Here is a 26,639-nt window from a genome sequence, read left to right as displayed (position 1 = left end):
AAACCAGAAATTTAACTTTCTGCGAATGGACCCTGTTTTCTATCGAGGTGCGACTCGTAGCCCTTGCCTGCAATTTACGCAAAATTAAGGATTGTGCAAAGCACCATTTTCTTAATTTCCTGTATCAGACTGGGTCAGAATGTATCTTTTTGCGTCTTTTGTTAACCTTGATCAGCTTGTTGCCGCACTGCAGCGCGAATCACCGCATCGCGAAGAGCGCATTTCTGGCGGGCGTCACCGCTCAATCCCCTTATTCTAGGGCTTGGCATCCCGCTCCTCCGCCCCACATAAAGGCCAAAGCACGGTTAGGGAGTTTATAAGTGGCAAGTCTGGGATTGGGCGCGGAAGACAAGGAGGCCTTTGAAGGCTTCAAACGCGATGTGATCGAACCTTCCATGACCGCGCTTGTGATCATCGATTTCTGGGCGGAATGGTGCGGCCCCTGCAAACAGCTTGGCCCCGTGATCGAAAAGGTTGCCGCGGATTATGCCTCCAAAGGCGTGAAGCTGGTCAAGATCGATGTCGATGCAAATAAGGCGGTGGCGGCGCAATTCCGCATTCAATCCATTCCCACGGTGTATGCTGTGTTCCAGGGACAGATCGTAGCGGACCTTACGCCCGCGCGGACCGAAGGGCAGTTGTCCAAGATGCTTGACGATATCCTGCGGCAATTGCCGGTGCAGAGCGAAGAGGCCGATCTCAAAAGCCAGATCGAGCCGCTGATCGCGATGGGCGAGGAGATATTGGCCGCCGGTGATGCGGAAAGGGGGTATTCGATCTTCGCACAGATTTTGGATATGGCGCCTGAGGAGCCTGCCGCGCTTTCGGGCCAGCTCCGTGCCGCCGTAGCGCTCGGCCAGGTGGATGAAGCGGAGGCGATGCTCAACGCATTGCCCGAGGCGTTGCGCAAGGATCCCGCGATACAGCGTGCCGAATCGGCGCTCGCTCTGAAGCGTGAAGCCGCTCCGGTTGATGATCTGGCCCCGCTCTATGCTCGAATCGCCGCCGATCCCGATGATCATGAGGCCCGTTATGAACTGGCGGGCGCGTTGATGGCAGCTGACGACCGCGATGGCGCGGCGGATCAGTTGCTCGAAAGCATCGCGCGTGATCGTGATTGGAATGAGGGTGCCGCGCGCCAGCGCCTGTTGAAGCTCATGGAGGTTGTCGGTCTTCAGGATCCCTGGGTTTCCGCACAGCGGCGGCGCCTGTCCGCGATCCTTTTCACCTGATGGTCATCGCGGGCACCCGGCTATCGGTTTTTCCGCTTGGCGGCGCGATCCTGTTTCCGCGGATGCAATTGCCGCTGCACATCTTCGAGCCGCGTTACCGGGCGCTGGTGAGCGATGCGATGGCGCGGGACAGGCGGATTGGGATGATCCAGCCCCGCCCGGCGCAAAGCGCGCGCAAAAATGCGGAGCCGCCACTGTTCGACATCGGCTGTATCGGCCGCATCGCGAATGTGGAGGCGCTCGATGATGGACGCTATAATATAGTGTTGGAGGGAATCACCCGCTTCAGGCTGGTGCGGGAACTGGATGTCACCACGCCTTTTCGCCAGATCGAGATCAGCATCGCGGAATTTCACGATTCGGCCGAAGCCGCGCCGCTGGCCCCGATCGAGCGCGCCGCGATCGAGATCGAATCGCGCCGCTTCGCCGAAGCACAAGGCTATGCGGTCGATTGGGAGGCCGTCGCCCGGCTCGATGATGAAAGCCTCGTCAACGGCATTGCCCAAATCGCGCCCTTCGACGTCGCGGCAAAACAGGCGCTGCTGGAAACCCGCAATCTCGCGGAGCGCGCGGAGATGATCGTGCAATTGATGCAGTTTTTCGGGCGGCATCAGGGCGGGGACGATGATGCCGTGACGCTCCAATGAGCCTCGACCCCGCGTTGCTGGCAATTCTCGTCTGCCCGGCGACGCGTGCGTCGCTGGATTATGATACCGTAAACGATGAACTGATCTCTGCGGCGGCAGGTTTGGCTTACCCCGTCAAAGACGGCGTTCCCATTCTGGTGATCGCGCAAGCCCGCACGCTGAACGGCTAACCCTCAACATTCCACCACATTGACGGCCAGCCCGCCAAGCGACGTTTCCTTATAGCGTTCGGACATGTCGAGGCCGGTTTTGCGCATGGTCTCGATCACCTGATCAAGGCTGACCCGGTGCGTGCCATCGCCCAGCATCGCAAGGCGGGTGGCTTCGATTGCCTTGATCGATCCCACGGCATTGCGCTCTATGCAGGGCACCTGCACCAGCCCGCCGACCGGATCGCAGGTCAGCCCCAGATTATGCTCCATCCCGATCTCCGCGGCATTCTCAATCTGTTCGGGCGTCGCACCCAGCGCCGCTGCCAGGCCGGCGGCAGCCATGGAGCAGGCCACGCCCACTTCGCCCTGGCATCCCACCTCCGCGCCGGAGATGGAGGCATTTTCCTTGAACAGCGATCCAATCGCCGCGGCGGTCAGCAGAAAATCCTCGGCCCCCTGCTCGCTCGCCTTGGCCGCGAAGCGCTCATAATAGCGCAATACGGCCGGCACGATGCCGGCCGCGCCATTGGTGGGCGCCGTGACCACTCTGCCGCCCGCCGCATTCTCTTCGTTGACGGCCAGCGCCCATAAATTGATCCAGTCGATCACGGTCAGGGGATCGGTCAATGCCCGCTCCTGCCGCTCCAGCAATGTTCGGTGAACACCCGGCGCGCGTCGCTTCACGCGCAGGCCGCCCGGAAGTTCGGCCAGATCGGATCGCACGCCGCGATCAATGCAGGCGGACATCGCAGCGCGGATCGCCGATAGCTTTGCAGACACCTGCGCCGGCGTCATCGCGCTTTCCTCATTGGCGCGCATCAGGCCTGCGATCGTCAACCCGTTCTCATTGGCAAGTGCAAGCAGTGCGCTGCCGGAACAGAATACATAAGGCACGTCCCATCCGCCTTCGGGCGCAGCATTGCGGCCGATCTGATCCTCATCCAGCACCGCGCCACCGCCCACGGAATAATAGGTGCGCCGCGCCAGTTCGGTGCCATCGGCATCAAAGGCGGTGAACGTCATCGCATTGCTGTGAAATTCCAGCCGCTCGCGCTGCAGGAAGCGCAGATCCCGCGCCTCGTCGAACCCGATCTCATGCACGCCGCCCACCGCCAGTCGCCCGCTTTCGCGGATGTGCCGCACGATCGCCTCCGCTTCGTCCGGATCGATTTGCGCGGGGATTTTCCCGGATATTCCTAGCAGGATCGCGCTATCGCTCGCATGGCCCTTGCCGGTGAGCGCCAGCGATCCATAAAGCGCCGTATCGATCCGTGCCACGCGCGCCATCACAGCCGCGAGCCGGCTTGCGAAATCCGCCGCCGCCGTCATCGGCCCCATGGTATGCGAGCTTGATGGACCGACCCCGATCTTGAACAGGTCGAATACGCTGGCAACCATTGGGCAGAGAACTCCAGGGCGGCGCGGAACGATCGCGGACGGCGGCCGCCGCCATCCATGAATGTGCGGCTTTCGCTTTACGGGTGCGCCTCAATTGAGGCAATTGCACGCCCGATGCTGCTGGATTCCACCAAACCCTTCATCCTGCTCGACGATGCCCGGCCTCAAGGCGCGGGACCGGCCCGGCTGTATCACGATCCGCTGGACATCATTTCCGCTTCGGCTCTCGCGGATGTGCCGATGGCGCTTGAGCGGCTGGCATCGGCCACAGCCGGAGGGCTGCACGCTGCAGGTTATATCGCCTATGAGGCGGGGCAGGCGCTGGACGCCAACCATCGTTCCGGCGTGGCGGCCGCCTCGGCCAGATCGACAGGTGCCATGCCGCTCCTGTGGTTCGGCATTTTCCCGAACTATGAACCCATTGCGGCAGACGCGATCGTCGATCGCCTGCCCGATCCCGCTGGCGTCTGGGCAGGCGTTCCCGAACCGGAAATCTCGCGGGCCGACTATGCGGACATGCTCGCGAGGATTCAGGATTATATCGCCGCGGGCGATATCTATCAGGCCAATCTCAGTTTCCGGGCGCGCGTCCCGGTTCAGGGACACCCGCTTGCGCTTTATGCCCGACTGCGCGCCGCTTCGGAATCGGGCTGGGGCGGGGCGATTTTTACAGGCGAGCATTGGCTGCTGTCTGCATCGCCAGAACTTTTCTTCACGCTGGGTGGCGATGCGCTCGTCGCGCGTCCGATGAAGGGCACCGCCGCGCGAGACGCCGATCCGCAGCAGGACCGCGCCGCCGCGGCCGCTTTGTGCGCCAGCCCGAAGGAGCGCGCCGAAAACCTGATGATCGTCGATCTGCTGCGCAACGATCTGTCCCGCGTGGCCAGCGCCGGATCCGTGAAAGTGCCCGATCTTTTCAGGGTGGAGACCTATCCCACCGTTCACACCTTGACCTCCACCGTCACCGCCAATCTTGCGCCGGGCCGCAATGCCATCGACGTGATCCGCGCGCTCTTTCCCTGCGGCTCGATCACCGGCGCGCCCAAGATCCGTGCGATGGACATCATTGCCGAGGTGGAACCGTCCGCCCGCGGCATCTATACGGGATCGATGGGATGGCTTGATCCCGCGGGCAATGCAGCGTTCAATGTGGTGATCAGAACGCTGTCGATGAAACGGGGGGCCGGTGAAGCGCAAATCGGATTGGGCGGTGCGATCGTCGCGGATTCAACGCTGGCGGGCGAATGGGCCGAGGCTCATGCCAAGGGTCGCTTCGTGACGGCGGGCGCAAGACCGTTCGATCTGATCGAGACGATGGCCTTCGATCCGAAGGAGGGTGTGCTCAGGCTGGAGCGGCATATCGCGCGGATGAAGGCGAGTGCCGACGCACTGGGCTTTGTGTTCGACCGTCACGATGCCCGCAACGAACTGCAGGCTGCAACCTTTCGCCTGCGCGCGCCCGCGCGCGTTCGCATGTTGCTGTCCCGTAGCGGCCGGATTGCGATCGAGATCCAGCCCATGCCGTCTCTGCCCTCAGGCCCGGTAACCGTGAAAACAGTGCCCCTGCCCGTGGCGCGCGATGATTTTCGCTTGCGGCACAAGACGACCGACCGCGATTTCTATGCCGCGGCACGGACCGCCGCAGGAACATTCGAAGTCGCGCTGTTGGATGAAAAGGGCTTCGTCACCGAGGGCAGCTTCACGAATATTTTCGTGGAGCGTGCCGGAAAACTGCTTACCCCGCCGCTCAGCCGCGGGCTGCTCCCCGGCGTATTGCGTGCCGAACTGATCGAGACGGGCGATGCCATCGAAGCCGATCTTCGTGCGGAAGATCTGGCGGGCGGCTTCCTGATCGGCAATGCCCTGCGCGGCCTGATGCCTGCGCGGATCGTTCCGCAGAGCTAGGCGGGCAGGATCGATCCGTTCTTCTGCTTGGCGACAAGTTTCGTGATCAGGCCTTTCAGCTCTGATGGCGTGTCACCCGGCATGACTTCTATATAGCCTATTTCAGCACGACGCAGAGCTTCACGCTTCACCGCGTCCCGTGCCGCCGCCGATCCCTGGTGATGGCCCGCACCTTGATATTCGATCGCATGAAGCGGCATTCCAGCTTCGTCGATGAGAAGGAAATCAACCCGCTTGGAATTGATCGCGCGATACGCTTCTTCATTCGGCGATGCCAGAATTTCTCCCAGACTAACCTGCGCCATAACGCGCCATCGGGGTGATTCTTCTGAGACCGCGCGTTCAAGAGCCGCAAAGACCCGCGTTTCGCTTTTATTCAACAGACGCCGCCGCGTGAAATTTGCCTCCATGACCTGTCGGAGTTGGTGTGCTGCATCCCACACGGGCGTCGCGGGCACCAACTTAGGAAATGGACCAGAGCCTTTCCGAATGCCGCGATTCCGATGGCGCAATCGCCATGCGCGTGAACGGCTCCTTGCCCTCCATCGCTCTCCATATACTCCCAGCATAATGGCTGCGAACAGAAGGATGGTGAGCGGCCAGGGCGAGGTTGCATCGCGCAATAAGAATTGTGCATCCATCATCTTAAGTGCCAACAGTTGTGCGATTGTTTTAGCAGGCAACCGTTAGCACCAGCTTAAACGCATGGTATTGTGCGTTATGCACCGCATCCATCACATGTGACTATTCTCAGACGAAGCTGGTGTTGGTGCGCACTTTCGAGCGGCGGCGCATTGCGAAGCCGATGATGCCCGCACCGGCCACGATCATCGCCCAGGTGCCGGGTTCGGGCACGGCGCTGATGGATGGGGGCGTGATCGATCGGTCTGCAGCCCTGCCGTTGCCGCTTCGCCCTGCCGCGAAGTTCTGGTTGCGGGCTTCGGAAGCGCCCGGATTGGTGAAAGCACTTTGGATGCCAGATTGTCCGAGGTTCTTGCCTTCTCCATGGGCCGGTGCGACCCAGGTGACGCTGGCTGGGTCGAGCAATGTCGCGGCCTGGGCGGGTATGCTCATCATGGCGATCATCGCGACGGCTGCAATTGATTTCGACATTCTATCCCCATCGAGGTGCGTCCTGTTGGCGCGCCTGCCCGACCATGATCGACCAATAAGATGAAAGGCGGGTAAATATCCGGACGATTCCGCAGGACTGGTGACGGCGTGCCGATGCGCCTCGCCCCGCAGTTGGACGCAAGGAAATTGCGCAAACCACCGCCAAAACTGTTGCCCGAACGCGCGCCTGCGCCTATGCGCGAGCCGCACTCGCACAGGAACATTCTCCCCATGTCGCAGACTTCCGCCGCACTCGGCCGCATCCACCCTTCAGCAACTCTGGCGATGACCAGCCGCGTGATCGCGCTGAAGCGCGAAGGCATTGACGTGATCGGCCTGGGCGCCGGCGAGCCCGATTTCGATACGCCCGATTTCGTGAAGGAAGCCGCGATCAAGGCGATCCGCGACGGCCAGACGAAATATACCAATGTCGATGGCACGGCAGAGCTGAAGGATGCGATCGCCGCCAAATTCCTGCGGGACAATGATCTGACCTACAAGGCCAGCCAGATCAGCGTGAACGTGGGCGGCAAGCACACCCTGTTCAACGCGCTCGTCGCCAGTGTGGATGTGGGCGATGAGGTGATCATCCCGGCGCCTTATTGGGTAAGCTATCCTGATATCGTCAATTTTGCGGGCGGCACGCCGGTGTTCATCAAGGCGGGCGCGGACCAGAATTACAAGATCACGCCGGCGCAGCTTGAGGCGGCGATCACGCCCAGGACCAAGTGGGTGCTGCTCAATTCGCCCAGCAATCCCACGGGCGCAGCCTATGCGCGCGCCGAACTGGAAGGCCTGGCCGACGTGCTCCGCCGCCATCCGCATGTGATGGTGATGGCGGACGATATGTATGAGCATATCGTCTATGAGGATTTCGAATTCACCACGATCGCGCAGGTCGCGCCCGATCTCTATGAGCGCACCCTGACCGTGAACGGCTGTTCCAAGGCCTATTCGATGACTGGCTGGCGCATCGGCTTTGCCGGTGGCCCGGAATGGATCATCAAGGCGATGGCCAAATTGCAGTCGCAATCCACGTCCAATCCCTGCTCGATCGCGCAGGCGGCGGCGACCGCAGCGCTCAACGGCGATCAGTCCTTCCTGGCGGCGCGCAACATCGCGTTCCAGGGGCGCCGCGATCTCGTGGTTTCAATGCTCAATCAGGTGGAGGGCATTCATTGCCCCAAGCCCGAGGGCGCTTTCTATGTCTATCCCAGCGTCGCCGGCCTGATCGGCAAGACCACGCCGGGCGGCAAGCTGATCGCCAATGATGCGGATCTGATCGATTATTATCTCGATGATGCGCGCGTGGCGGCGGTGCATGGCGCGGCCTTCGGCCTCGAACCCGCGTTCCGGGTGAGCTATGCCACGTCCGAGGAAATCCTCACCAAGGCGTGCGAGCGCATCCAGGAGGCGTCAGCCGCATTGCGCTGAGCACGGCTTGCCACTGTCCATCGTGAACATGTCGTTGGTCGGATTCACCCCGGCCTTGGTCGGATGAACCTTTCATTTGCCCTGTGATCCCGTTCACAGCCGCGTCATCCGACGTGTGACAGGGATGGTCAGCAACATTTGTTAAAGCATTCGGCTGGTAAGGCAGTCGGGGATCCAGGGAATTCAATATGGTATCGTTCGTCAAATCCGATCTGTTCCTCCGCTTTGCCGGTGGCTTCGCTGTGGGCGCGATCGCAATGATCATGTTTCAAACCCCCGAAGATGCGACTAATCTGCTCACCATCCTGAAGAGCGCGACCGGCCTGATTGCCTGACGGACGAAGATTGTTTCGCCTGCGCGACTCATAATTCGGCCTGTTCGATCGTATCTCTCAGGCAAGACTTGAAGAGGATGCGTTGCGATGACCCTGAAAAAGCCGATATTGCCGCTGCTCATGATGACCGCCGCCGCGGCGTGCTTTGCCTGGCCGCTGCTGCATAGCGCGCCTGCATCGGCCGAAAAGGCGGTGCCGATCGCCGCGCCCGCGGCTGACCTGACCAGCGCAAAAGGCACGCAGACCGCGGTGTTCGCGGGCGGATGCTATTGGGGCATGGAAGCGGTATTCGAAAATGTGAAGGGGGTGAAAAGCGTCACCTCGGGTTTTGCCGGTGGCACAGCCAGCACCGCCAATTATGCCGCGGTCAGCAGCGAACGCACCAAACATGCCGAGTCGATCCGCATCACCTATGATCCGGCCAAAGTGAGCTATGGCACGCTGCTGCGCATCTATTTTTCCGTCGCGCACGATCCCACGCAGCTCAACCAGCAGACCCCCGATGTCGGCCCCAGCTATCGTTCCGCGATTTTCCCGGTCGGGCCGGATCAGGAGCGCGTGGCGCGCGCCTATATTGCCCAGCTCGGCAAATCAGGGGTGTTCAGAAAACCGATCGTGACGAAGATCGAGATCGGCCGCTTCTATCCCGCGGCGGAAGATCATCAGGATTTCATGCGCAAGAACCCGAACCACCCCTATATCGTGCGTTGGGACAAGCCCAAGGTGGCGGCGTTTCGCGCGGCCTACCCGGCGCTGGCGCGGTAGCTCACGCCGCCAAAGGGAATCGCAGCAGCCGGTCCTTCAGCGCGACCAAAGCACGGGCTTCGCCGCCGCCCACGGCGCGGATGATTTCGGGATGGGCGGCGTCCAGCCCGCCGGTGAGCGCCCCGAAAGCCGGCAGGATCAGCTTGGTGCCGGTTTCGATAAAGCAGCGGCGAGACACCATGTGCCCGCGGACCTTCACGCGCAGCTTGGGATGGAAATGGCCGGAAAGCTCGGGCCGCAATTCGGTCGGTTCGGCCTCATGGCGCAGCACCAATCCATCCACCAGCGCTTCCTCCATCACGGTGCCGCCCAAAGCTTCGGCCATCAGCGCATCATGATTGCCGGTGATCCACGTAAAGCGCGTGCCGCCGGTGAGCGCGCGCAGCATCTCCAGCGCGCGTGCCGGCAAACGCGCCGTGCCGGCGCTGTCATGAAAGCTGTCGCCCAGGCACCAGATTTCCCTCGCATCCGTTGCGACCGCCAGAGCGGTGAGATCGGCGAGCGTCGCGATGCTGTCATAAGGGGGCAGCATCTGTCCGATCCGCGCGAACCAGCTTGCCTTTTCGAAATGCAGATCGGCCACCAGCAGCGCCTTGCGCGCAGGCCAGTAGAGCGCGCCCTGCGGGAGCGCGACCAGATCATGACCTGCGAACGAAAAGGGAACCATGCCCCGCTCTAGCGCGGCGGGCGGGGGCGGGGCAAGGTCTGGATGTTTATCCGCGCGGTATCCCGGCAGGATCGGTCGAGACCAGCATATCATTGTCGCGATTGCCGCCCTCCGGCATCAGGAAACGAACCCTGCGCTTGGCGAAATCGACCGATACACGATCAAACAGCTTGAGCCCGTCCATGCCCAGCAGCAAGGCGGGCTTGTGCTCCAGCCCCAGCTTCTTGAATGGGGGCGCATCGGCGAACGCCACGGGCAAATCAGTCATGTTGACCCCGCCGATGCGGATGTTGGGGATGGTTGAATAAACCGCGGAAATCTTCCCCCCGGTCACGCTCATCAGATCGATCGGCTGAAAGAGCTTCCCCGCCTTCCGCCCGGCCACGCGGCGACGCAACGCTTCATTGCCCACGCTCACCTGCGCGCCCGTATCGATGATGACGTGGATCTTGTCCTTTCCCACGCTGGCGTCCACCAGCACGAGCTGCCCGAAGCGGCTTTGTGCCGTGACGATGATCTCGTCATTGTCGCGACGCTGCTCGCGCTCCTTGGACGGCGTGATCGTCATCGTGCCATTGAGAAAATCGAGCAGGATGCGCTGCTTCTGCAGGCTGTCTATCCCCAGCATCCCCGCCGCGCCCAGGCTGACCCGCCCGATCGAAGGTGCGCGAATATCCCTGACCGTGCCTTTGCTGAGGATGAGGCGGGGGATCATCACCGTATCGACCGGCGCGGTGCCGCTCATCGAGTGCATGGTGATGCTGCCCGCCGGATCGAGACCAAGCTCGCCTGCCAGCTCCCGTGAGATCACGGTGCGTTCGGCACCCGTATCCACAACGAACGCATAAGGGCCGCTGCTCCCCACGCTGACCGGGACGGTCATCCGCATCGTCCGGTCTGAACCCAAGAGAATGACATCATATGCTGCTGCCTCGTCGGCCAGCGGCACCACATCCTGCGCGGGCGCGCTGGCGGCCAGACACAGGCCGGCAAGCCATGCAGGCCTCAATAAAGACAGGGCGCTCATCTGCGGCTTCTCCTCTCCAAGCGAAGCGCGGCTTATCAGGGAGAGGCTATGCCTGTGCCGGGGCGGGAGCAAGCGGTTTGCGTCTAACGCCCTTTGGCCGCCTCCGCCGCGGCCAGAACCCGCAACACATTGCCGCTCCAGATCTTGGCGATGTCGGCTTCGGAATAGCCTTCCTTCAAAAGCCGCTCGGTCACCTTGGGAAGCGCCGCCACGTCGTTCATCCCCTTCACGCCGCCGCCGCCATCCCAATCCGCGCCCATGCCCACATGATCGGGGCCGACCAGCCTCAGGCAATGCAACATGCTCGCCATGAACATCTCGAAATCGGCATCCTGCCAAGGGGCCACGGCATCGAGCGCGGCATAGTCTGCTGCCAGCGCCGCTTGTTGGGCGGGCGTCATTTCATGCAGGCGCTGCTTGCGCTTGTCCAAGGCGTCTCGTTCCGGCGTGTTTTTCAACGGGGCCAGGAAGATGCTGTTGATCTGAATCACGCCGCCCTTGGCGGCCAGCGCCTTGATCCGGCCGTCGTCCAGATTGCGGGGGTGATCGAACAGTGCCTTGGGGCCGCTATGCGACAGGATGAGCGGCGTCTTCGAAAGCGCCAGCATCTGATCGAATGTCGCGTCCGATGAATGGCTGCCGTCGATCACCATGCCCAGCCGGTTCATTTCGGCCACCCATTGCTTGCCCAGCGGACTGAGGCCGCCCCAGGTCTTCGTGCCCGTGGTCGAATCGCCGAACTGATTATCCTTGCTGTGCACCGGCCCAGCCAGCCGGACGCCACGGCGGTAGAATTCGGAGAGCAGCGACAGGTCTTCGCCCAAGGGATAGCTATTCTCGATGCTAAGATAGGCGATGCGCTTGCCCGTGGCGGCGATTCTCGTGGCGTCGGCGGCGGTGGTCGCCAGTGTGATCGCCTCCTCATGCGCCGCCAACATCGCATTGATCTCATCCGACCGCTCAAGCGCATCGACCCTGGCTTTGGCGAAACCGGCGGGCGTGAGCGCCCCTTGGGCGGTGTAGATCACCCAGAAACCGCCATCGAGTCCGCCCTCTTTCATGCGCGGAAAATCGACCTGGCTCAGATCGCCCTCATAACTGTGCCGCACGGCGATATTCCATCCGGGCCGCCCGAAAATCTCCGGCGTATCGAGATGCGTATCCAGCACCAGTAGACGCTCATGCACCGCTGCGGGACTGATCGCGACAGGCGGCGGCGCGGCTTCGGGCGTCGCGCAGGCGGCAAGGATGAGAAACACCGGGAGACTGCGCACGGTTCTATTTCCTGTCTGCATAGAGCTTGACCAGATCGAACAGGTAATCGCGCCCGACATAGACGGATTTAACCTCGATCCGCTCGTTCAGGCCATGAGCGCCATTGCCATCCGGATCACCCCATGGGCCGGGCACGCCATAGACGGGGATGCCGATCGCGGCGAGGAAGATGCCGTCTGTCCCCCCGGTGGACATCACCGGGGTCACGGGAACGCCGGGAAAATATTGCGCCGCGAGCTTGGTCGCCGGCCCCATGATCTTGGGATCGAGCGGCGTGGGCAGCGCGGCGGGGCGGATCGGCGGCACCAGAGTGATGGTGATCTTGGGATTGCCGATCACCTTGGCCAGTTCCTCCTGGATTTCCTCCACCGGATGGCCCGGAAATATCCGGCAATTGATGTTCGCACCCGCGCGCTGGGGCAGCGCATTATTGGCATGGCCGCCATCCAGCAACGTGGCAACGCAGGTGGTGCGCAGCATCGAATGATAGGTGCGATCCTTGGAGACGATCGCTTCGGCCGCCTTGTCCTCCACATTCGCGGCAACCGCGATCAGCGCCGCGCCTTCCTCGCCGCCCTTGGCCTTGCCCGTGGCGCGGAAGAAAGCGCGGGTGGTGTCGGTCAATTGCGCGGGAAATTCATAGTCGCGAATTTTGGCGATCGCATCGGCAAGGTCATAGATCGCATTATCGCGCACCGGGATCGAGCTGTGCCCGCCCGGATTGGTCGCCTCGATCCGGTAATTCTGCACCGCTTTCTCGCCGACCTGCATCGATTGGCTGACGAGCTTGCCCTTGCCATCCGTATCCCCGCCGCCGCCTTCATTGAGCGCGAATTCGGCGGCGATCAGTTCCGGCCTGTTCTGCGCCAGCCATTGCGCGCCATTGAAAGCATAAGTCGTCTCTTCGCCGCAGGTGAGCGCCATCTTGATCGTGCGTTTGGGTTTATAGCCCGCCTGCTTGAAGCGGATCAGGCTGTCAGTCCACATCGCGGCCATGGCCTTGTCGTCCGCCGAACCGCGGGCGTAGAAATAGCCATTTTCCTCGATCAGGGTGAAGGGATCGCGGGTCCAATCCTCGCGCTTCGCCTCCACCACATCGAGATGGGCCAGCAGCAGCATCGGCTTGGCTTTGGGGTCACTGCCCCTCAGCATGGCAACCAGACCGCCTTCTTTCGGATTCTCCGGGATAGAAAACAGGGTCAGGTCGGCATCCGCATAGCCCGCCGCCTTGAGCCGGGTGGCCATTTTCTCCGCTGCCAGCGTGCAGCTTCCTGATGAGAGCGTGGTGTTGGTTTCAACCAACTCCCTGTAGAGTTCGCGGAACGCAGCCTGATCGGGGCGAAGCGTCTGTGCGGCAAGCGGCTGCACCACCGCCAACGCCGCCGACACCGTAAAAAAGCCCAATCCGCGCATAAGATGCTCCCCGATTTTTTAGGGTTACAGGTTAAACGACAGAATCAGGCGGCGCGCAACGCCCTCTCAATCCATGCGCATCGCCTCCGCCGCCAACGTCTCCGCCTCGGCCAGCAAGGCATCGTCCGCCGTCCCCGTCGCCACGCGTTCGCGGCCGATCAGAGTCAGCACGGGCACGGCAAGCGGAGATACGCGCTCCAGCGGCACATGCACCATCGTATCCACCGCGCGCTCGATCAGCGAAGCCAGACGCCCGACATCGGTCATCCGTGCGCGGGCGTCGGCCCAGGCGGCTTCGAGGAGCAGATGACCCGGCTCATATTTGCGCAACACGTCATAGATCAGGTCGGTGGAGAAGGTGACCTGCTTGCCCGTCTTCTTCTTGCCGGGATGCTGGCGCTCGACGAGACCGCCGATCACCGCCACCTCGCGAAACGCGCGCTTGAGCAGATGCGATTGCTGGACCCAGTCTACGAATTCATGCTCCAATATATCGGGTGAGAAAAGCGGTGCGGGATCAGTGACGGGATCGAGCGAATAGGTGGCGATGGCATAATCGTTCGCCACGAAGCCAAGCGGTTTCAGGCCCAGCGTCTCCATCCGCCGGGTCAGCAACATGCCGAGCGACTGGTGCGCGTTCCAGCCCTCGAAGCTGTAGGCCACCATATAATGCCGCCCTTCCCGCGGAAAGGTCTCCACCAGAAGCTGGCCGGGTGCAGGGAGGATCGAGCGATAAGTCTGCACCTCGAGCCATTCGCGCACGTCATCGGGAAAGCGCTGCCATTCTGCGGGATGGGCGAGGAAGCCGCGCACCCGGTCCGCCAGATTGGTGGACAGCGGCATTCGTGCGCCGCCATAGGTGGGAACCCGCGCCGGGCGGCTGGTGGCACGGACGATCAGATCCTCGGTATCGATCTTTTCCACCTCAAGGCTGAGCCCAGCGAAGAAAAAGGTGTCGCCGTGGCTCAGGGAGGAGGCGAAGCCCTCCTCCACCTTGCCGAGCTTACGTCCATTTTTGAAGCGCACGTTGAGCATCGTCGCTTCCACGATGATCCCGGCGTTCAGCCGGTGCTGGGTCACGAAGCGGGGGTGGCTTACGCGCCACGTGCCATCAGCATCCTGCGTCAGTCGCTTGAACCGATCATAGGCCCGCAGCGAATAGCCGCCGTCGCGGATGAAGCCGAGCACGCGATCGAATGTCTCGGCATCAAGCGCGGAATAGGACAAGGCCGAGCGCACTTCGTCCAGCATTACAGACTGTTCGAACGGGGCGGCGCAGGCGCAGCCCATGACATGCTGGGCCAGCACATCGAGCGCGCCCATCCGGAAAACATCGGTATCGAGTTCACCCGCCTCCACTGCATCCAGCGCGGCGCGGGCTTCGAGATATTCGAAGCGATTGCCCGGCACGACGATAGCTTCGGACGATTCGTCGAGCCGGTGATTGGCGCGGCCGATTCGCTGGAGCAGACGCGACGATCCCTTGGGCGCGCCCATCTGGATCACGCAATCCACATCTCCCCAATCCACCCCCAGATCGAGGCTGGCAGTGGCGACCAGGGCGCGCAGCTTTCCATCCGCCATCGCCGATTCGACCTTGCGCCGGGCCTCGCGGCTGAGCGAGCCATGATGAATGCCGATGGGCAGGCTCATCATATTGGCCTTCCACAGATCCTGAAAGATGAGTTCGGCCAGGCTGCGCGTGTTGCAGAAGACGAGCGTGGTGCGATGCGTTTCGATCTCCGCCATCACCTGCTCGGCGGCATAGCGCCCTGAATGACCTGACCAGGGCACGCGGCCTTCGGGCAACAGGATCGCGACATTGGGTTCGGCACCCGGTTCACCCTGCACCAGCGTCACGGCATCGATATCGCCATCGGGTGCCAACCAGGCGCGATAATCGTCCGGATCGGCAACGGTGGCTGATAACGCCACCCGGCGCATCCCGGGCGCGATCTTCTGCAACCGCGCCATGCACAGCGACAGCAGATCACCACGCTTGCCCGTGGCGAAGGCATGGACCTCATCCACGACGATCGTCTTCAGGCCTGAGAACATCAGGAAACTGTCCGGATAAGAGAGCAACAGGCTGAGCGATTCGGGCGTGGTCAGCAAAATCTGGGGCGGCTTGATCCGCTGCCGCGCCTTGCGATCGGATGGCGTATCGCCGGTGCGGGTCTCGACACGGATATCGACGCCCATCTCGGCAATCGGCGTCAGCAGATTGCGCTGCACATCCACAGCCAACGCTTTCAACGGAGACACATAGAGCGTGTGGAGACCGGGTGTCGGCCTCTCGATCAATTCGGCCAGCGTCGGGAGGAAACCAGCGAGTGTCTTGCCCGCCCCGGTCGGCGCGACCAGCAAGGCGTGTTGTCCAGCGCGACCGGCCGCCAGCATCTCCATCTGATGACGCCGCGGCGCCCAGCCCTTGGCGGCGAACCAGTCTGTCAGCGGGGTCGGAAGGCTTTGCTCCGTCATTTCACACCCGCCGTCATGCCCGCGAGCGCGGCAATCCGGCTTCTTTTGACCGGGTCTGCGGAAAGAGACTCCAGCGTTCGCAGGAATGACGGAAATGTGAAGACCATCGTATCTATATAGTCTGCCTCGCAATTATCCCAATGATCCCGCTTGCCCGGCCCGTATCGCTGCCGGTAGAAGGTGCCGCATGAACGCACGCATCATCAGAAATGCCATCCTGATCGCCATCGCCGCGACCATCCTGACCATCATCGCCTTGGTCATATGGCTGGCCATTTACGCCGCTGCGATCGATCCGGGGCATCAACTCGCCTTTTATGGGGCTTATGCGACAGACAATGGCGCAAAACTTGGTTTGATCGTCAGCGTGCCGATCTTTCTCGGCGCGGGCTGGCTGATCGGCCGAAGCGCGTCGACGAAGATCGACGGTGCAAAAAGAGGCGCGCTGGTCGCTGGCATCTATATCCTGATCGATCTCGTGCCGGCTGTGCTGTTCCGCGGGGCGGAGCAGACCGATGCCCAGCCGTTGATCACCGGCTATGTCGCGGTGATGGTCTCCGCCGTCATCGGCGGATGGCTGGCAGCGGGTCGATCAACGACGGTTGAACCCACGCCCTGATCCCATGGCCGCACTGGGCGCCTGGATCGAGCCGCATCCGCACGGCATCTATATTCCGGCCGCCGATGCCTGGGTCGATCCTTCCCGCCCGGTGCCGCGTGCGCTGGTGACTCATGGCCATGCCGATCACGCGCGCGGCGGGCATGACCAAGTCTGGGCGACACCCGAAACGCTGGCGATCATGGAGGCGCGCTATGGCCCGCAGCCGGGCGGACATGGCGTGGCTTATGGCGCAACGCTGACGATGGGCGACGTGACGGTGAGCTTCATACCCGCCGGTCATGTGCTGGGGTCTGCGCAGATCCTGCTCGAGCATAAGGGCGAGCGTGTGGTGGTGTCGGGCGATTACAAGCGCCGCCCCGATCCCACCTGCGCGCGGTTCGTGCCCGTGCCATGCGATGTCTTCATCACCGAGGCGACCTTCGGCCTGCCGGTTTTCCGCCATCCCGAAACCCATGACGAAATGGACAAATTGCTGGCCGCGCTTTACGCCAATCCGGAGCGTTGCGTGCTGGTGGGTGCCTATGCGCTGGGCAAGGCGCAGCGGGTGATCGCCGAGCTACGCGCGCTGGGCCATGCCGCGCCGATCTACATTCACGGCGCGCTCCAGAAACTGTGCGATCTCTATGTGGCCCACGGCGTCGATCTGGGCGAATTGCGCGCGGCGACGGATGCCAGCAAGGACGAAATGCGCGGGCATATCATCGTCGCGCCACCCTCCGCGCTCAACGATCGCTGGTCGCGCCGCCTGCCCGATCCGATCACGGCGATGGCTTCAGGCTGGATGCGGGTGCGCCAGCGCGCGGTTCAGCGCAATGTGGAACTGCCGTTGATCCTCTCGGATCACGCCGATTGGGAGGAATTGACCGATACGCTGATCGAAATCGCCCCCAGGGAAGTTTGGGTGACCCATGGCCGGGAGGATGCGCTCGTCCATTGGTGCATGACCCGGCAGATCAAGGCCCGTGCGCTCGATCTGGTAGGCTATGACGACGAGGACGATTGAGGATTGACCATCCCGCACCGGTGAGTCGCGATCTGCTTCAGACAAAAAAAGGGCCGGTCCCTGAGGACCGGCCTTGAAAGTTTTAGGAGAGGATGCCTGAAAGGCACCCTCTTTGTGCACCGCAGCACTTATTTGTGCAAGTGCGAAAGACACCGCGAGACATGCAAATATTGCAACCGCAATTGCAGTGATCAGTGACCCGCCTGTTCGCCGCGTTCGATCCCCGAAGCGGCGAGCTGACCGTCGATCATTCCCATCAGCCGCTCTAGCCCCGCCTCATCCTTGGCTTCGGCGCGAGCGACCAAAACATCCTGCGTATTGGAAGCGCGCAACAGCCACCAGCCGTCGGCTGTGTTGACGCGCGCGCCGTCTGTGCGGTTGACGTCCGCCCCGTCGGCTTCCAGCCGATCCAGCACTTCGTCCACCACCGCGAATTTGCGGCTTTCATCCACCTGGAAGCGCATTTCAGGCGTGTTGACCATCGCCGGCATGTCGTCCTTGATCTGGGTGAGCGACTTGCCCGACTGGCGCACGGCACTCATCAGGCGGACGGCAGCATAAAGCGCATCGTCAAAGCCGTAATAATCCCATGCGAAGAAGATATGGCCGCTCATTTCGCCGCCCAAGGGCGAATCGACTTCCTTCATCTTCGCCTTGATCAGGCTGTGACCTGTCTTCCACATCAGCGGTTTCCCGCCGAGTTCGGCCACGCGGTCATAGAGTGCCTGACTGGTCTTCACGTCGGCGATGATCGTGCCGCCGGGAACGGCCTTCAACACGGGTTCGGCGAGGATGCCGAGAAGCTGATCGCCCCAGATCACGCGGCCCTTGCCGTCGATCGCGCCGATACGATCGCCATCGCCATCGAAGGCAATGCCGAAATCCAAGCCCTTTTCGGCCACGAGCGCCTTCAGATGCGCGAGATTCTTTTCCTCGGTGGGATCGGGATGATGATTCGGGAAATTAGCATCGACATCGGTGAAAAGCAGATGATGTTCGCCGGGCAGCAGCTTCACGAGCTTTTCGAGCGCAGGGCCGGCAGCGCCATTGCCCGCATCCCAACCCACCTTGTACGCGCCGCCGGCATAGCCCGCGAGCAGGCGGCCGACATAATCATCGAGGATATCGAAATTGGAAACCGTGCCCGTGCCTTCGGACCATGCCCCATCGGCCGCGAGTTCACCGATTTTCAGAATTTGCTCCCCATAAAAGGGGCCATGCTGGATCACCATCTTGAAGCCGTTATAATCGGCCGGATTATGGCTGCCCGTGATCATGATGCCGCCATCCACCTCGAGAATGGCTTCGGCATAATAGAGCATCGGCGTGGGGCCGAGCCCGACACGGACCACGTCCACGCCGCCCTCGTTCAGCCCCTTGATCAGCGATTCTTCGAGCGTGGGCGAAGATTCCCGGCCGTCATAGCCGACCGCTGCGCGCGTGCCGCCAACCTCACGCAGCATCGTCGCGAAGCCGCGGCCGATCGCATAGGCGTCCTTGGGGCCGAGCGTCTTCCCGACAATGCCGCGGATATCATATTCGCGAAGGCTGGTCGGATCGAAAACATGGCTCATCTGGGGAGTCTCCGTCGGTTAATCGTTACGTGATGATGCCTGAACGCCTGATTTGAGCAACAGGTCACGCGCGGCATTGATTTTTCGCGCCAGCTCTTCGCTACCGCCCGCATCGGGATGAACCCGCGCGATGATCCGGCGATGCGCCGCGCGAATCGCTTCGGCGTCGGCACCCGGCTCTATGCCGAGCAGCATCCGCGCTTCCTGCGCCGTCATCGGCGTGCGCGACTGCCGGCCCTTCCACCAGAGCCAGCCGATGACCGCGAGGCCGATAATGAGGATCAGTTTGGACATCTCAGAGCGCCAGCATCGGCTGCGCTTCGGGCAGCGCCAGCGCAGAGACCATCTCGCGCAATTCCTGCCGCGCGGCGATATGGCTGATGCCGAGTTCGCCCAATTCTTCCAGATCGAGCAAAGTGATGCCCTTAGGAAAAAGCTCGCGATAGATGACGCGCTCGCTGAGACCCGGGATCACGCGGAAACCGACGCGCTTGGACAGTTCGGCCAGCGCCAGGCCTACGCGGCGCATATTGCGCGCCTCGACATGCTGGAGCCGATTGCGCAGCACCACCCAATCCACCGTCCCGCCATCCGCCTTGGCCCGTGCCTTGCGCGCATCCCAGATGATCTCCGAATAAAAGCTCGGCTTCTTCACCTTGAAGGTTTCCGAATCGACCTGCCCGATCAGATCGAGATCGATGAAACTGTCGTTGATCGGCGTCACGATCGTGTCCGCACGCGAGGCGGCGTGGCGCGCCAGCGGATCATCGCGCCCTGGCGTGTCGATCACGACGAACTCCGCGCCGCGCGCGAGTTGCGCCACTTCCTGATCGAAACCGGGTTCCGTGAGCCGCTCCAGTGTGACGTAACGCGGCTGCGTCAGTTCGATGCCGCGCTTGCGCGCCGTGGCTTCGCGATTCTCCAGATAGCGGCTCATCGTGCGCTGGCGCGTATCCAGATCGAGCGCCGCAACGGTGCGCCCGGCTTTCGCCAGCGCGATCGCCGTATGCACAGCGGTCGTCGATTTTCCGCTCCCGCCCTTTTCATTGGCGAATACGATTAGATGCACGCCGTTTCCCGCCATGTCGCTCCATGGCCCCCAAGCCACTTGATTCCAGAGATTGCGCCCGGCAAGGAGCGCGTCTGCGGCCATATCGGAGGCAAACCCGGCGTGCAAACTGTGAGTGATCTTCAAAGCCTGCGCGCGGCCATCGGCTCGTTTCGGGACGATGGGCTGAGCATCGCACTTGTCCCGACCATGGGCGCGCTTCACGCCGGGCATATGGCCCTGATCGAGGAAGCGAAGCGCCGGGCCGACCGCGTGGTCGCGTCGATCTTCGTCAATCCCAGGCAATTCGCACCGAATGAAGATCTGGATGCCTATCCGCGCAAGGAAAAGGCAGATGCGGCGATGCTCGAGGAGGCCGGCTGCGCCTTGCTCTGGCTGCCCGATGTCGCGGCCATGTACCCGGCGGGTTTCGCGACCAATGTATCGGTTTCGGGCGTGACCGACGGACTGGATGGCGCAGCACGACCGGGCCATTTCGATGGTGTCGCCACGGTGGTTTCAAAGCTGTTCAATCAGGTGCGTCCCGATGTCGCTCTGTTTGGCGAGAAGGATTATCAGCAGCTCGCGGTGATCCGGCGCATGGCGATTGACCTCGATATGGGTCTTGAGGTGCTTGGCGTACCCACGCAGCGCGAAGAGGACGGCTTGGCTTTGTCATCCCGCAATGCCTATCTGTCGCCCGAAGAGCGCGAGGCGGCGCGCGCGTTGCCCCGTGCACTGGGCGATGCTGCGCGGGCGATTGCGGGCGGCGGCGATGTGGCCGAAGCCTTGGCAAAGGCGGTTGCTTCGCTGGAGAAAGCGGGCTTCGGACCGATCGACTATATCTCGCTCAATGATGCGGAAACGCTGGCGCCGATGAAGACGCTGGCTCGCCCGGCCCGGCTGCTGGCAGCGGCGCGGATGGGGCGGACGCGGCTGATCGACAATTTACCCATTGAACCATCACAATAAATCATGGTGAACGTGCGTTAACCATTTCTTTATCCCCTCTCCCCGATGGTGCCCGATGACGAAAACGTCATTCACAGGGGTTCGGAGACATGGGCTACAGTCAACGCACGAAGGATTTCTTTATCGAGAGCCGCCTGGCCGATGCAGGCCGCGGCGATCCCGACGCCCTGTTTGAACTGGGCATCGCTTTTTCGGCCGGCACGGGGGGTGCGGAGGTCGATCTGGTGCAGGCGCATAAATGGTTCAATCTGGCGGCGCTGGGCGGCAGTGATCGCGCACAGGAATGCCGCGCTGACATCTCCGGCGAAATGAGCGCCCGCGAGATTGCCGAAGCACAGCGCCAGGCGCGAAGCTGGCTGAACGAAACCGGACGCCACGCCGCCTGATCCCTAAGGAATGCGCTTGAACGGCCCCATTTCGGTCAGCGCATCGATATCGCGCTCCACGGCCTGACGCTCCCGGCGCAGGAAATCCGCGATCGCAGCCCGGAAGCCGGGATCCGCGATATAATGGGCCGACCATGTCGGCACCGGTTCATAACCGCGGGCGAGCTTGTGTTCGCCCTGCGCCCCGGCTTCCACGCGGGTGAGTCCGCGGGCCATCGCCGCGTCGATCGCCTGATAATAGCATAATTCGAAATGCAGGCAGGGCACTTCCTCGCTGCATCCCCAATAGCGTCCGTAAAGCGTGTCCGCCCCGATCATGTTGAGCGCGCCCGCAATCGGCCGGCCATCGCGATAGGCAAAGATCAGCAGAATGCTGCCCGCCATCCGCTTGCCCAAAAGCGAAAAGAACTGGCGCGTCAGATAGGGTCGTCCCCATTTCCGCGCGCCGGTATCCTGATAGAAATGCCAAAAGGCATCCCAATGCGCCTCGGTGATGTCTCCGCCCTGCAGATGGACGATCTCCAGCCCCTCCACAGCGGCGGCGCGCTCCTTGCGGATCGCCTTGCGCTTGCGCGACGCCAGCGCGCCCAGAAAATCATCGAAATCCTGATAGCCCTTGTTCACCCAATGAAATTGCGTGCCCGTGCGGATCAGCCAGTCCGCCGCCTCGAACTCCGGGATTTCGCTTTCCTGGATGAACGTCGCATGGGCTGAACTGAGGCCATTCTGATTCACCACGGCCTCGGCCGCCGCGATCAGGGCCGGTGCCACGGGATCTCGCATCAGCAGGCGCGGCCCCGGCACAGGGGAAAAGGGCACGGCGATCTGAAGCTTGGGATAATAGCGCCCGCCTGCCCGCTCATAAGCATCGGCCCAGCCATGATCGAACACATATTCGCCTTGGCTATGGCTCTTTGCATAAGCGGGCATGACGCCTACCATCCGCCCATCCGCGCTGTCCACCACGATCGGCAGCGATTGCCATCCGGTTTCGCTGGTCGCGCTGCCCGATTCCTCAAGTGCCGAGAGAAAGGCATGGCTGACGAAGGGATTGCCAGCCCCGGCACAGGCGTCCCACTCAGCGGCGTCGAACGATGCGACCCCGCTGCCGATCCGCGCCAGAATGTCGCGGTCACTCATCAGGCAAACCGGATCGCCGGTTCAGGCTGGCTTGATTGCGACGATCGCATCGATTTCCACAGCGGCACCCAGCGGCAGCGCGGGCACGCCCACGGCGCTGCGAGCGTGCTTGCCCTTTTCGCCGAACAGGGCTTCCATCAGTTCGGAAGCGCCATTCGCCACTTTTGGCTGATCGGTGAAGCGTGGATCGCTGTTCACGAACACCCCCAGCTTCACGATCCGCTCCACCCGGTCCAGCGAACCCAGCGCACGTTCCATCTGCGCCACCAGCATCAGGCCGCAATTGCGCGCCGCTTCATAGCCGAACTCCACATCGACATCCTCGCCCAGTCGCCCGGTCATCAGATCGCTACCGCGGAACGGAAGTTGTCCCGAAATATGGAGCAGTCCGCCGATTTCGACCGCCGGCACATAGGCCGCCACGGGGGCGGCGGGCTTGGGAAGTTTCAGCCCGAGATGGGCGAGCTTTTCGGCAATGGCGTTGGTCATGTTGGGGGAGTCCGTTGTTTGGGTGAGTCGGTCAAGAGGCTGGCAACAGCTTGCCGGAAATCCAGGCCTTGGCCGCCACCCAATCATCGATCCGCACATGCGCGGCGGGCGCGGGCGGTATGGAGGGGGCCAGGCTGGGCTCGGAGATCATATGCAGCCGCCAGACAGCGGGCGCTTCTTCGGAAACGGACTGGTGGTGCACCGCCAGATCATCGACGAACACGGCGGCGCTCGGCGCATATTCGGCGAGCAACGCCTTGACCGGCGTCCCCTTGCCGCCCTGATTGGTCACAACCCGGAAATCGATGCCGAATGCGCGGAGTTGGGCCATGCGGTGCGCCTGTCGGTGATCTTCCAGATTGGTAAGGATCACGACATCGGCATAGTCCGCGATCTCGTCCAGCGCGTCCTTCGCATGGGGGACGAGCGTCTGCCGGTGCATCTCGGTATCGAAAAAGCCGCCGAGCAGCGGCCACATTTCGGTGCGTGAGAGGATGCTGCCATCGGCGCGGCGCTTCATCGCGCGCGAAAAATCGCCGCCATCGGGGGTGAAATCGATGGCATGTGCCTCGCCCAGCCAGTTCCCGAAATGGCTGACCATGTGCAGCAGCACTTCATCGCAATCCGTGATCAGCAGCGGGCGGCTCATGCCTCCAGCCTGCGGCGCGCTTCGACCAGATCGAGCGGGGTAACTTCGAGAATGCGCGCGCACAGGATCAGATCGGGCTCATGTGCCTCCAGAAAGGCGAGCACGGCGGCCAGCATCCCCCGATCCCGCGTCCCTGCGCGCAGATCGTCCGGCGTCAGCCCGGTCAGGCTCAGCAACCGATCGGCGCGGCCGGCGTCGGACAGTGTCCAGACCAGCGCGGAAAGTGCCAGCGCTTCTTCCCCATTTGTTTCCAGCGGCGTCATGCCCTACAGCAACCCTTGCTAACAATGTGAGGGCGGGCGTGGCAAAAAGGGTGCTCGTTGTCGAGGACAACGAACTCAATCTGAAACTTTTCTGCGATCTGCTGCGCGCGCACGATCACGAGGCCGATCCCGTGCGCGACGGGCGGGACGCGGTGGGGCGAGCGCGGGAATTTCAGCCCGATCTGATCGTGATGGATATCCAGATGCCGCATGTCAGCGGGCTCGATTTGATCGAAGAGATAAAGCGCGATTCGGCGCTGAAGAACATCCCGATCATGGCGGTGACGGCCTATGCCGCCAAGGGCGACGAAGAGCGCATCCGCGGCGCCGGTGCCGAGGCCTATGTGTCCAAACCGATTTCGGTGCTGAAGTTCATCGAATCGGTGAATGCCTTATTCTGAGGCCGGAGCCCGCCGACCCCACATTCAGGCCACCGGGATCAGGATCTCATTGCGTCTGAGCGGGCCGGGCACGATCGGGGAATTGTAGAAAGCGTGCTCGGCCGGACCCTGCACGATCAGATCGCCGTCCGAGATCCAGCGCCGGAGCGCCGCTTCCTCGGCGGCCAGCGTGCGCGCGCCCGCGGTTCCGGTGAAGCGCGTGGCCGCGATGCGCCGCGCCGGAATTTCGACGATCGTCACGTCCCTAGGGGCTTCGGGTAAAGTATCGCGGGTCCAGATCGCCGGCATCAGGAACCGGGTGCGCCAGCCACCCGCGTCGGGGCGGTCCGAGAGCACCGGTGCGGTCATCTCGATCGTTTGGCCCGGCCGGGATTTGGCGAAGATATAATCGGCGAGCACGCCGGAGCCCGCCGACAGCGCCTCCTCTCTTTTGCCCGCGACGCGCGTTTCCACCGCCAGCAGCGGCGGATAATCGCGCAATTCGAAATCGCCATCGCTATCGAGCAAGGCATAATCCGGCTTTTCGGAGCGGCGTTCGCGCGCATAGAGAAAGCCCGCCCCCGCGACTGTGCCGAGGGCGATCGCCGCAGCGCCGAAGAGAGTCCACTTCTTTTGTTTAGGATTCATGGCGTTCCTTGCAGACGTTGCGGTTGATCAATGATCCTGCGGCGTGCGGGTTCCCCGCCGATCAAAGCGATGATAGAGCCGCCGCATCGAAAAGGGGAGCGCATCATGGCACTGTATGGCCCGATCATCGTGACCGAACGGCTGATCCTGCGCCCGCCCGCCCCCGAAGATTTCGACGCATGGGCCGATTTCAGCGCAGACCCCGAAACGATGCGCTTCCTGGGCGGCGCACAACCGCGTTCGTCTGCCTGGCGCAGCTTCTGCGGCATGGCGGGTGCCTGGCATATTGCCGGCTTTGCGATGTTCAGCCTGATCGAGCGCGTATCCGGCCGATGGATCGGTCGCGTCGGCCCGTGGCAGCCCGAAGGCTGGCCCGGCAGCGAGGTGGGCTGGGGCGTGGCGCGGGCCTTTGCCGGCAAGGGATATGCCCGCGAAGCCGCGATCGCCAGCATGGATTATGCCGTGGATACGCTGGGCTGGGAGGATGTGATCCATACGATCGATCCGGAGAACATCGCGTCGATCGCGCTCGCCAAACGGCTGGGCTCGGTCAACCGCGGCCCCACCCGCCTGCCTCCGCCTTATGAGGATGCGCCGGTGGATGCTTGGGGCCAGACCGCCGTGGAATGGCGTGCGCAGCGCGCGCGCCTGAAACTTTGACACCGACTGAGTTGGGTAGCCGGGTACGAGACCGGCGGATTTCCGCGAAAGTTCACACTGGATTCGTCGAAAGATGAGGATGGCCGATCGGGCAATTATGCGCGCACGACCCGCCTCCATCATGTTCTCCATTTCAAAAAGCCGCGCACAGACAAGCAGATCGGGTCGATGTAGGACAGCGAAATTCAGCGGGTGGCGGATTTCGGGCATTTGTTAACGGACAATTTGCAAGTTAACTGACTTTCCTGAAGACTTATCAACCATTGGACGGATTAACTGCCCGAAAATCAGGAGCGATACCCATGGCCCGCCATCCTTTCCTCATCCCCACGGCTTTAGCCCTGGCGCTGTCCTTGGCGGCGTGCAGCAAGGGTGAAGACCGGAATGCGCAGGCTTTGAACGCGCTGGACCAGGCACTGGCCGATAGCGAAGGCACGATCACGGCCAGCGCGGATGTGATGAAGGCGGCAGGCGGCAAGCTGATCCCGGCACCCAAACCGGTCAAACCCGCCGAAGCGTCCGAAGAATCGCGCACATTGGGCGGCCTCGCCGCGCAACAGGCCAGCACCAACGCAAAACGCAAATGCAGCGCCAAGGTGGATTATGCGATGAGTTGGGCGGAGCGCCTGCCCGGCGACATGCCGATCTATCCGGGCGGGGGCGTGACCGAGGCTGCCGGCGAGACCGGCGGATGCGCCTTGCGCGTGGTGAATTTCAAGACCGACGCGCCGCTGCAGGACATCATGGACTTCTATTATACCCGCGCGGTCCGCAGCGGCTTTTCCGCGGAGCATATCGTGGAAGACAAAGAGCATATGCTGGGTGGCACGCGTGACCGGGATGATGGCGCTTATCTCGTCATCGCCCGCGCCGCGGCGGGGGGCGGCACGGATGTCGATCTGATCGCCAATAACGGCCGCTGACCGGCGCTCCATTCCAATGCGGGCATTCCTGCGCTAAA

Annotated in this window: 30 protein-coding genes; 14 read left to right on the top strand and 16 right to left on the bottom strand. The window is 62.4% G+C overall.

Going from position 1 to position 26,639, the window contains the following annotated elements; all coding sequences use genetic code 11:
• Window positions 1–320: 320 nt before the first annotated feature.
• Genes FHS49_RS01975 through FHS49_RS01965 form a run of 3 tightly spaced genes read left to right on the top strand, consistent with a single transcriptional unit; the run spans window position 321 to window position 2,049 of the window.
• A complete protein-coding gene (locus FHS49_RS01975) occupies window positions 321–1,232 on the top strand; it encodes a tetratricopeptide repeat protein (protein WP_184014677.1) in 912 nt (303 codons plus the stop codon).
• Entirely contained in the window at window positions 1,232–1,879 is a 648-nt protein-coding gene (locus FHS49_RS01970) for an LON peptidase substrate-binding domain-containing protein (protein ID WP_184014675.1), read from the top strand. Before FHS49_RS01975 ends, FHS49_RS01970 begins: the two co-directional genes overlap by 1 nt.
• Window positions 1,876–2,049 carry a Trm112 family protein gene (locus FHS49_RS01965; protein ID WP_184014667.1) on the top strand — a complete coding sequence of 58 codons (174 nt, stop codon included), beginning with the start codon at window positions 1,876–1,878 and terminating at the stop codon, window positions 2,047–2,049. Before FHS49_RS01970 ends, FHS49_RS01965 begins: the two co-directional genes overlap by 4 nt.
• A 3-nt stretch (window positions 2,050–2,052) precedes the next feature.
• Here the strand turns inward: FHS49_RS01965 and FHS49_RS01960 are convergent, their stop codons facing one another.
• The gene (locus FHS49_RS01960) at window positions 2,053–3,429 is read right to left on the bottom strand and encodes an L-serine ammonia-lyase (RefSeq protein WP_184014665.1); all 1,377 of its coding nucleotides are present in this window, start codon (window positions 3,427–3,429) and stop codon (window positions 2,053–2,055) included.
• A gap of 114 nt (window positions 3,430–3,543) precedes the next feature.
• On the opposite strand from FHS49_RS01960, the gene pabB reads away from it, so the two are divergent.
• Window positions 3,544–5,334: an aminodeoxychorismate synthase component I gene (pabB, locus tag FHS49_RS01955; RefSeq protein WP_184014663.1), complete on the top strand. Its 1,791-nt coding sequence runs from the start codon at window positions 3,544–3,546 to the stop codon at window positions 5,332–5,334.
• Here the strand turns inward: pabB and FHS49_RS01950 are convergent.
• Together FHS49_RS01950 and FHS49_RS01945 are read right to left on the bottom strand one after the other, a co-directional pair.
• Window positions 5,331–5,714, bottom strand: coding sequence for a DUF2726 domain-containing protein (locus FHS49_RS01950; protein WP_246350195.1), 384 nt, complete (start codon window positions 5,712–5,714; stop codon window positions 5,331–5,333). The genes pabB and FHS49_RS01950 overlap by 4 nt on opposite strands.
• Before the next feature lie 370 nt (window positions 5,715–6,084).
• Window positions 6,085–6,447 carry a PEPxxWA-CTERM sorting domain-containing protein gene (locus tag FHS49_RS01945; protein ID WP_184014660.1) on the bottom strand — a complete coding sequence of 121 codons (363 nt, stop codon included), beginning with the start codon at window positions 6,445–6,447 and terminating at the stop codon, window positions 6,085–6,087.
• A 231-nt stretch (window positions 6,448–6,678) separates the two neighbouring features.
• Between FHS49_RS01945 and FHS49_RS01940 the strand changes: the two genes are divergently transcribed.
• From FHS49_RS01940 to msrA, 3 genes are all read left to right on the top strand, one after another.
• Window positions 6,679–7,881, top strand: coding sequence for a pyridoxal phosphate-dependent aminotransferase (locus tag FHS49_RS01940; protein ID WP_184014659.1), 1,203 nt, complete (start codon window positions 6,679–6,681; stop codon window positions 7,879–7,881).
• 188 nt (window positions 7,882–8,069) lie between these two features.
• Window positions 8,070–8,216: a hypothetical protein gene (locus FHS49_RS01935; RefSeq protein WP_184014658.1), complete on the top strand. Its 147-nt coding sequence runs from the start codon at window positions 8,070–8,072 to the stop codon at window positions 8,214–8,216.
• Between the two features lie 120 nt (window positions 8,217–8,336).
• The gene (gene msrA, locus FHS49_RS01930; protein WP_425502667.1) at window positions 8,337–8,981 is read left to right on the top strand and encodes a peptide-methionine (S)-S-oxide reductase MsrA; all 645 of its coding nucleotides are present in this window, start codon (window positions 8,337–8,339) and stop codon (window positions 8,979–8,981) included.
• 1 nt (window position 8,982) lies between these two features.
• Here msrA and pdeM read toward each other — a convergent pair whose 3' ends face one another.
• The 5 genes from pdeM to FHS49_RS01905 form a co-directional block, all read right to left on the bottom strand.
• Window positions 8,983–9,648 (bottom strand): ligase-associated DNA damage response endonuclease PdeM, encoded by a 666-nt coding sequence (gene pdeM, locus FHS49_RS01925; protein WP_184014656.1) that lies wholly within the window; start codon window positions 9,646–9,648, stop codon window positions 8,983–8,985.
• Between the two features lie 46 nt (window positions 9,649–9,694).
• Window positions 9,695–10,675, bottom strand: coding sequence for a retroviral-like aspartic protease family protein (locus tag FHS49_RS01920; RefSeq protein ID WP_184014654.1), 981 nt, complete (start codon window positions 10,673–10,675; stop codon window positions 9,695–9,697).
• 83 nt (window positions 10,676–10,758) lie between these two features.
• Window positions 10,759–11,949, bottom strand: coding sequence for a dipeptidase (locus FHS49_RS01915; protein ID WP_343052876.1), 1,191 nt, complete (start codon window positions 11,947–11,949; stop codon window positions 10,759–10,761).
• 4 nt (window positions 11,950–11,953) lie between these two features.
• Entirely contained in the window at window positions 11,954–13,363 is a 1,410-nt protein-coding gene (locus FHS49_RS01910; RefSeq protein WP_184014650.1) for a M20/M25/M40 family metallo-hydrolase, read from the bottom strand.
• 66 nt (window positions 13,364–13,429) lie between these two features.
• Entirely contained in the window at window positions 13,430–15,844 is a 2,415-nt protein-coding gene (locus tag FHS49_RS01905) for a ligase-associated DNA damage response DEXH box helicase (RefSeq protein ID WP_184014648.1), read from the bottom strand.
• Between the two features lie 187 nt (window positions 15,845–16,031).
• Between FHS49_RS01905 and FHS49_RS01900 the strand changes: the two genes are divergently transcribed.
• Window positions 16,032–16,463 carry a hypothetical protein gene (locus tag FHS49_RS01900; RefSeq protein ID WP_184014646.1) on the top strand — a complete coding sequence of 144 codons (432 nt, stop codon included), beginning with the start codon at window positions 16,032–16,034 and terminating at the stop codon, window positions 16,461–16,463.
• 4 nt (window positions 16,464–16,467) lie between these two features.
• The gene (locus FHS49_RS01895; RefSeq protein WP_184014629.1) at window positions 16,468–17,469 is read left to right on the top strand and encodes a ligase-associated DNA damage response exonuclease; all 1,002 of its coding nucleotides are present in this window, start codon (window positions 16,468–16,470) and stop codon (window positions 17,467–17,469) included.
• 191 nt (window positions 17,470–17,660) lie between these two features.
• On the opposite strand, the gene pgmG is transcribed toward FHS49_RS01895, so the two are convergent.
• Genes pgmG through FHS49_RS01880 form a run of 3 tightly spaced genes read right to left on the bottom strand, consistent with a single transcriptional unit; the run spans window position 17,661 to window position 20,127 of the window.
• Window positions 17,661–19,043 (bottom strand): phosphoglucomutase/phosphomannomutase PgmG, encoded by a 1,383-nt coding sequence (pgmG, locus tag FHS49_RS01890; protein ID WP_184014627.1) that lies wholly within the window; start codon window positions 19,041–19,043, stop codon window positions 17,661–17,663.
• 18 nt (window positions 19,044–19,061) lie between these two features.
• Window positions 19,062–19,337, bottom strand: a complete 276-nt coding sequence (locus tag FHS49_RS01885) for a J domain-containing protein (protein ID WP_184014625.1) — start codon at window positions 19,335–19,337, stop codon at window positions 19,062–19,064.
• A gap of 1 nt (window position 19,338) precedes the next feature.
• The gene (locus tag FHS49_RS01880; RefSeq protein WP_184015918.1) at window positions 19,339–20,127 is read right to left on the bottom strand and encodes a division plane positioning ATPase MipZ; all 789 of its coding nucleotides are present in this window, start codon (window positions 20,125–20,127) and stop codon (window positions 19,339–19,341) included.
• An 87-nt stretch (window positions 20,128–20,214) separates the two neighbouring features.
• Between FHS49_RS01880 and panC the strand changes: the two genes are divergently transcribed.
• Together panC and FHS49_RS01870 are read left to right on the top strand one after the other, a co-directional pair.
• On the top strand, window positions 20,215–21,063 hold the full coding sequence (panC, locus tag FHS49_RS01875) for a pantoate--beta-alanine ligase (protein ID WP_184014623.1): 849 nt from the start codon (window positions 20,215–20,217) through the stop codon (window positions 21,061–21,063).
• Window positions 21,064–21,152: 89 nt separating this feature from the next.
• Window positions 21,153–21,449: a sel1 repeat family protein gene (locus FHS49_RS01870; protein ID WP_184014621.1), complete on the top strand. Its 297-nt coding sequence runs from the start codon at window positions 21,153–21,155 to the stop codon at window positions 21,447–21,449.
• Window positions 21,450–21,452: 3 nt separating this feature from the next.
• Here FHS49_RS01870 and FHS49_RS01865 read toward each other — a convergent pair whose 3' ends face one another.
• From FHS49_RS01865 to FHS49_RS01850, 4 genes are read right to left on the bottom strand one after another with little or no spacing between them, the layout of a single operon-like run.
• Window positions 21,453–22,589 (bottom strand): GNAT family N-acetyltransferase, encoded by a 1,137-nt coding sequence (locus tag FHS49_RS01865; protein WP_184014619.1) that lies wholly within the window; start codon window positions 22,587–22,589, stop codon window positions 21,453–21,455.
• A gap of 21 nt (window positions 22,590–22,610) precedes the next feature.
• Window positions 22,611–23,078, bottom strand: coding sequence for a RidA family protein (locus FHS49_RS01860; RefSeq protein ID WP_184014617.1), 468 nt, complete (start codon window positions 23,076–23,078; stop codon window positions 22,611–22,613).
• A 31-nt stretch (window positions 23,079–23,109) separates the two neighbouring features.
• Window positions 23,110–23,727, bottom strand: a complete 618-nt coding sequence (locus tag FHS49_RS01855; RefSeq protein WP_184014615.1) for an HAD family hydrolase — start codon at window positions 23,725–23,727, stop codon at window positions 23,110–23,112.
• Window positions 23,724–23,990: a DUF3572 family protein gene (locus FHS49_RS01850; protein ID WP_184014613.1), complete on the bottom strand. Its 267-nt coding sequence runs from the start codon at window positions 23,988–23,990 to the stop codon at window positions 23,724–23,726. The genes FHS49_RS01855 and FHS49_RS01850 overlap by 4 nt, the downstream gene beginning before the upstream one ends.
• A gap of 38 nt (window positions 23,991–24,028) precedes the next feature.
• On the opposite strand from FHS49_RS01850, the gene FHS49_RS01845 reads away from it, so the two are divergent.
• On the top strand, window positions 24,029–24,391 hold the full coding sequence (locus tag FHS49_RS01845; protein ID WP_184014611.1) for a response regulator: 363 nt from the start codon (window positions 24,029–24,031) through the stop codon (window positions 24,389–24,391).
• A gap of 24 nt (window positions 24,392–24,415) precedes the next feature.
• On the opposite strand, the gene FHS49_RS01840 is transcribed toward FHS49_RS01845, so the two are convergent.
• The gene (locus FHS49_RS01840; protein ID WP_184014609.1) at window positions 24,416–25,018 is read right to left on the bottom strand and encodes an SOUL family heme-binding protein; all 603 of its coding nucleotides are present in this window, start codon (window positions 25,016–25,018) and stop codon (window positions 24,416–24,418) included.
• A 105-nt stretch (window positions 25,019–25,123) separates the two neighbouring features.
• Here FHS49_RS01840 and FHS49_RS01835 point away from each other — a divergent pair, with 105 nt between their 5' ends.
• Window positions 25,124–25,678 (top strand): GNAT family N-acetyltransferase, encoded by a 555-nt coding sequence (locus FHS49_RS01835; RefSeq protein WP_184014607.1) that lies wholly within the window; start codon window positions 25,124–25,126, stop codon window positions 25,676–25,678.
• 302 nt (window positions 25,679–25,980) lie between these two features.
• Window positions 25,981–26,601 (top strand): hypothetical protein, encoded by a 621-nt coding sequence (locus FHS49_RS01830; protein WP_184014605.1) that lies wholly within the window; start codon window positions 25,981–25,983, stop codon window positions 26,599–26,601.
• The last annotated feature ends 38 nt before the right edge of the window (window positions 26,602–26,639 follow it).

The organism is Sphingobium boeckii (genome assembly GCF_014199215.1).
Taxonomy (GTDB): domain Bacteria; phylum Pseudomonadota; class Alphaproteobacteria; order Sphingomonadales; family Sphingomonadaceae; genus Sphingobium_A; species Sphingobium_A boeckii.
Note: the sequence above shows the minus strand (reverse complement) of the source record. Positions and strands in the feature narration are given on the sequence as shown.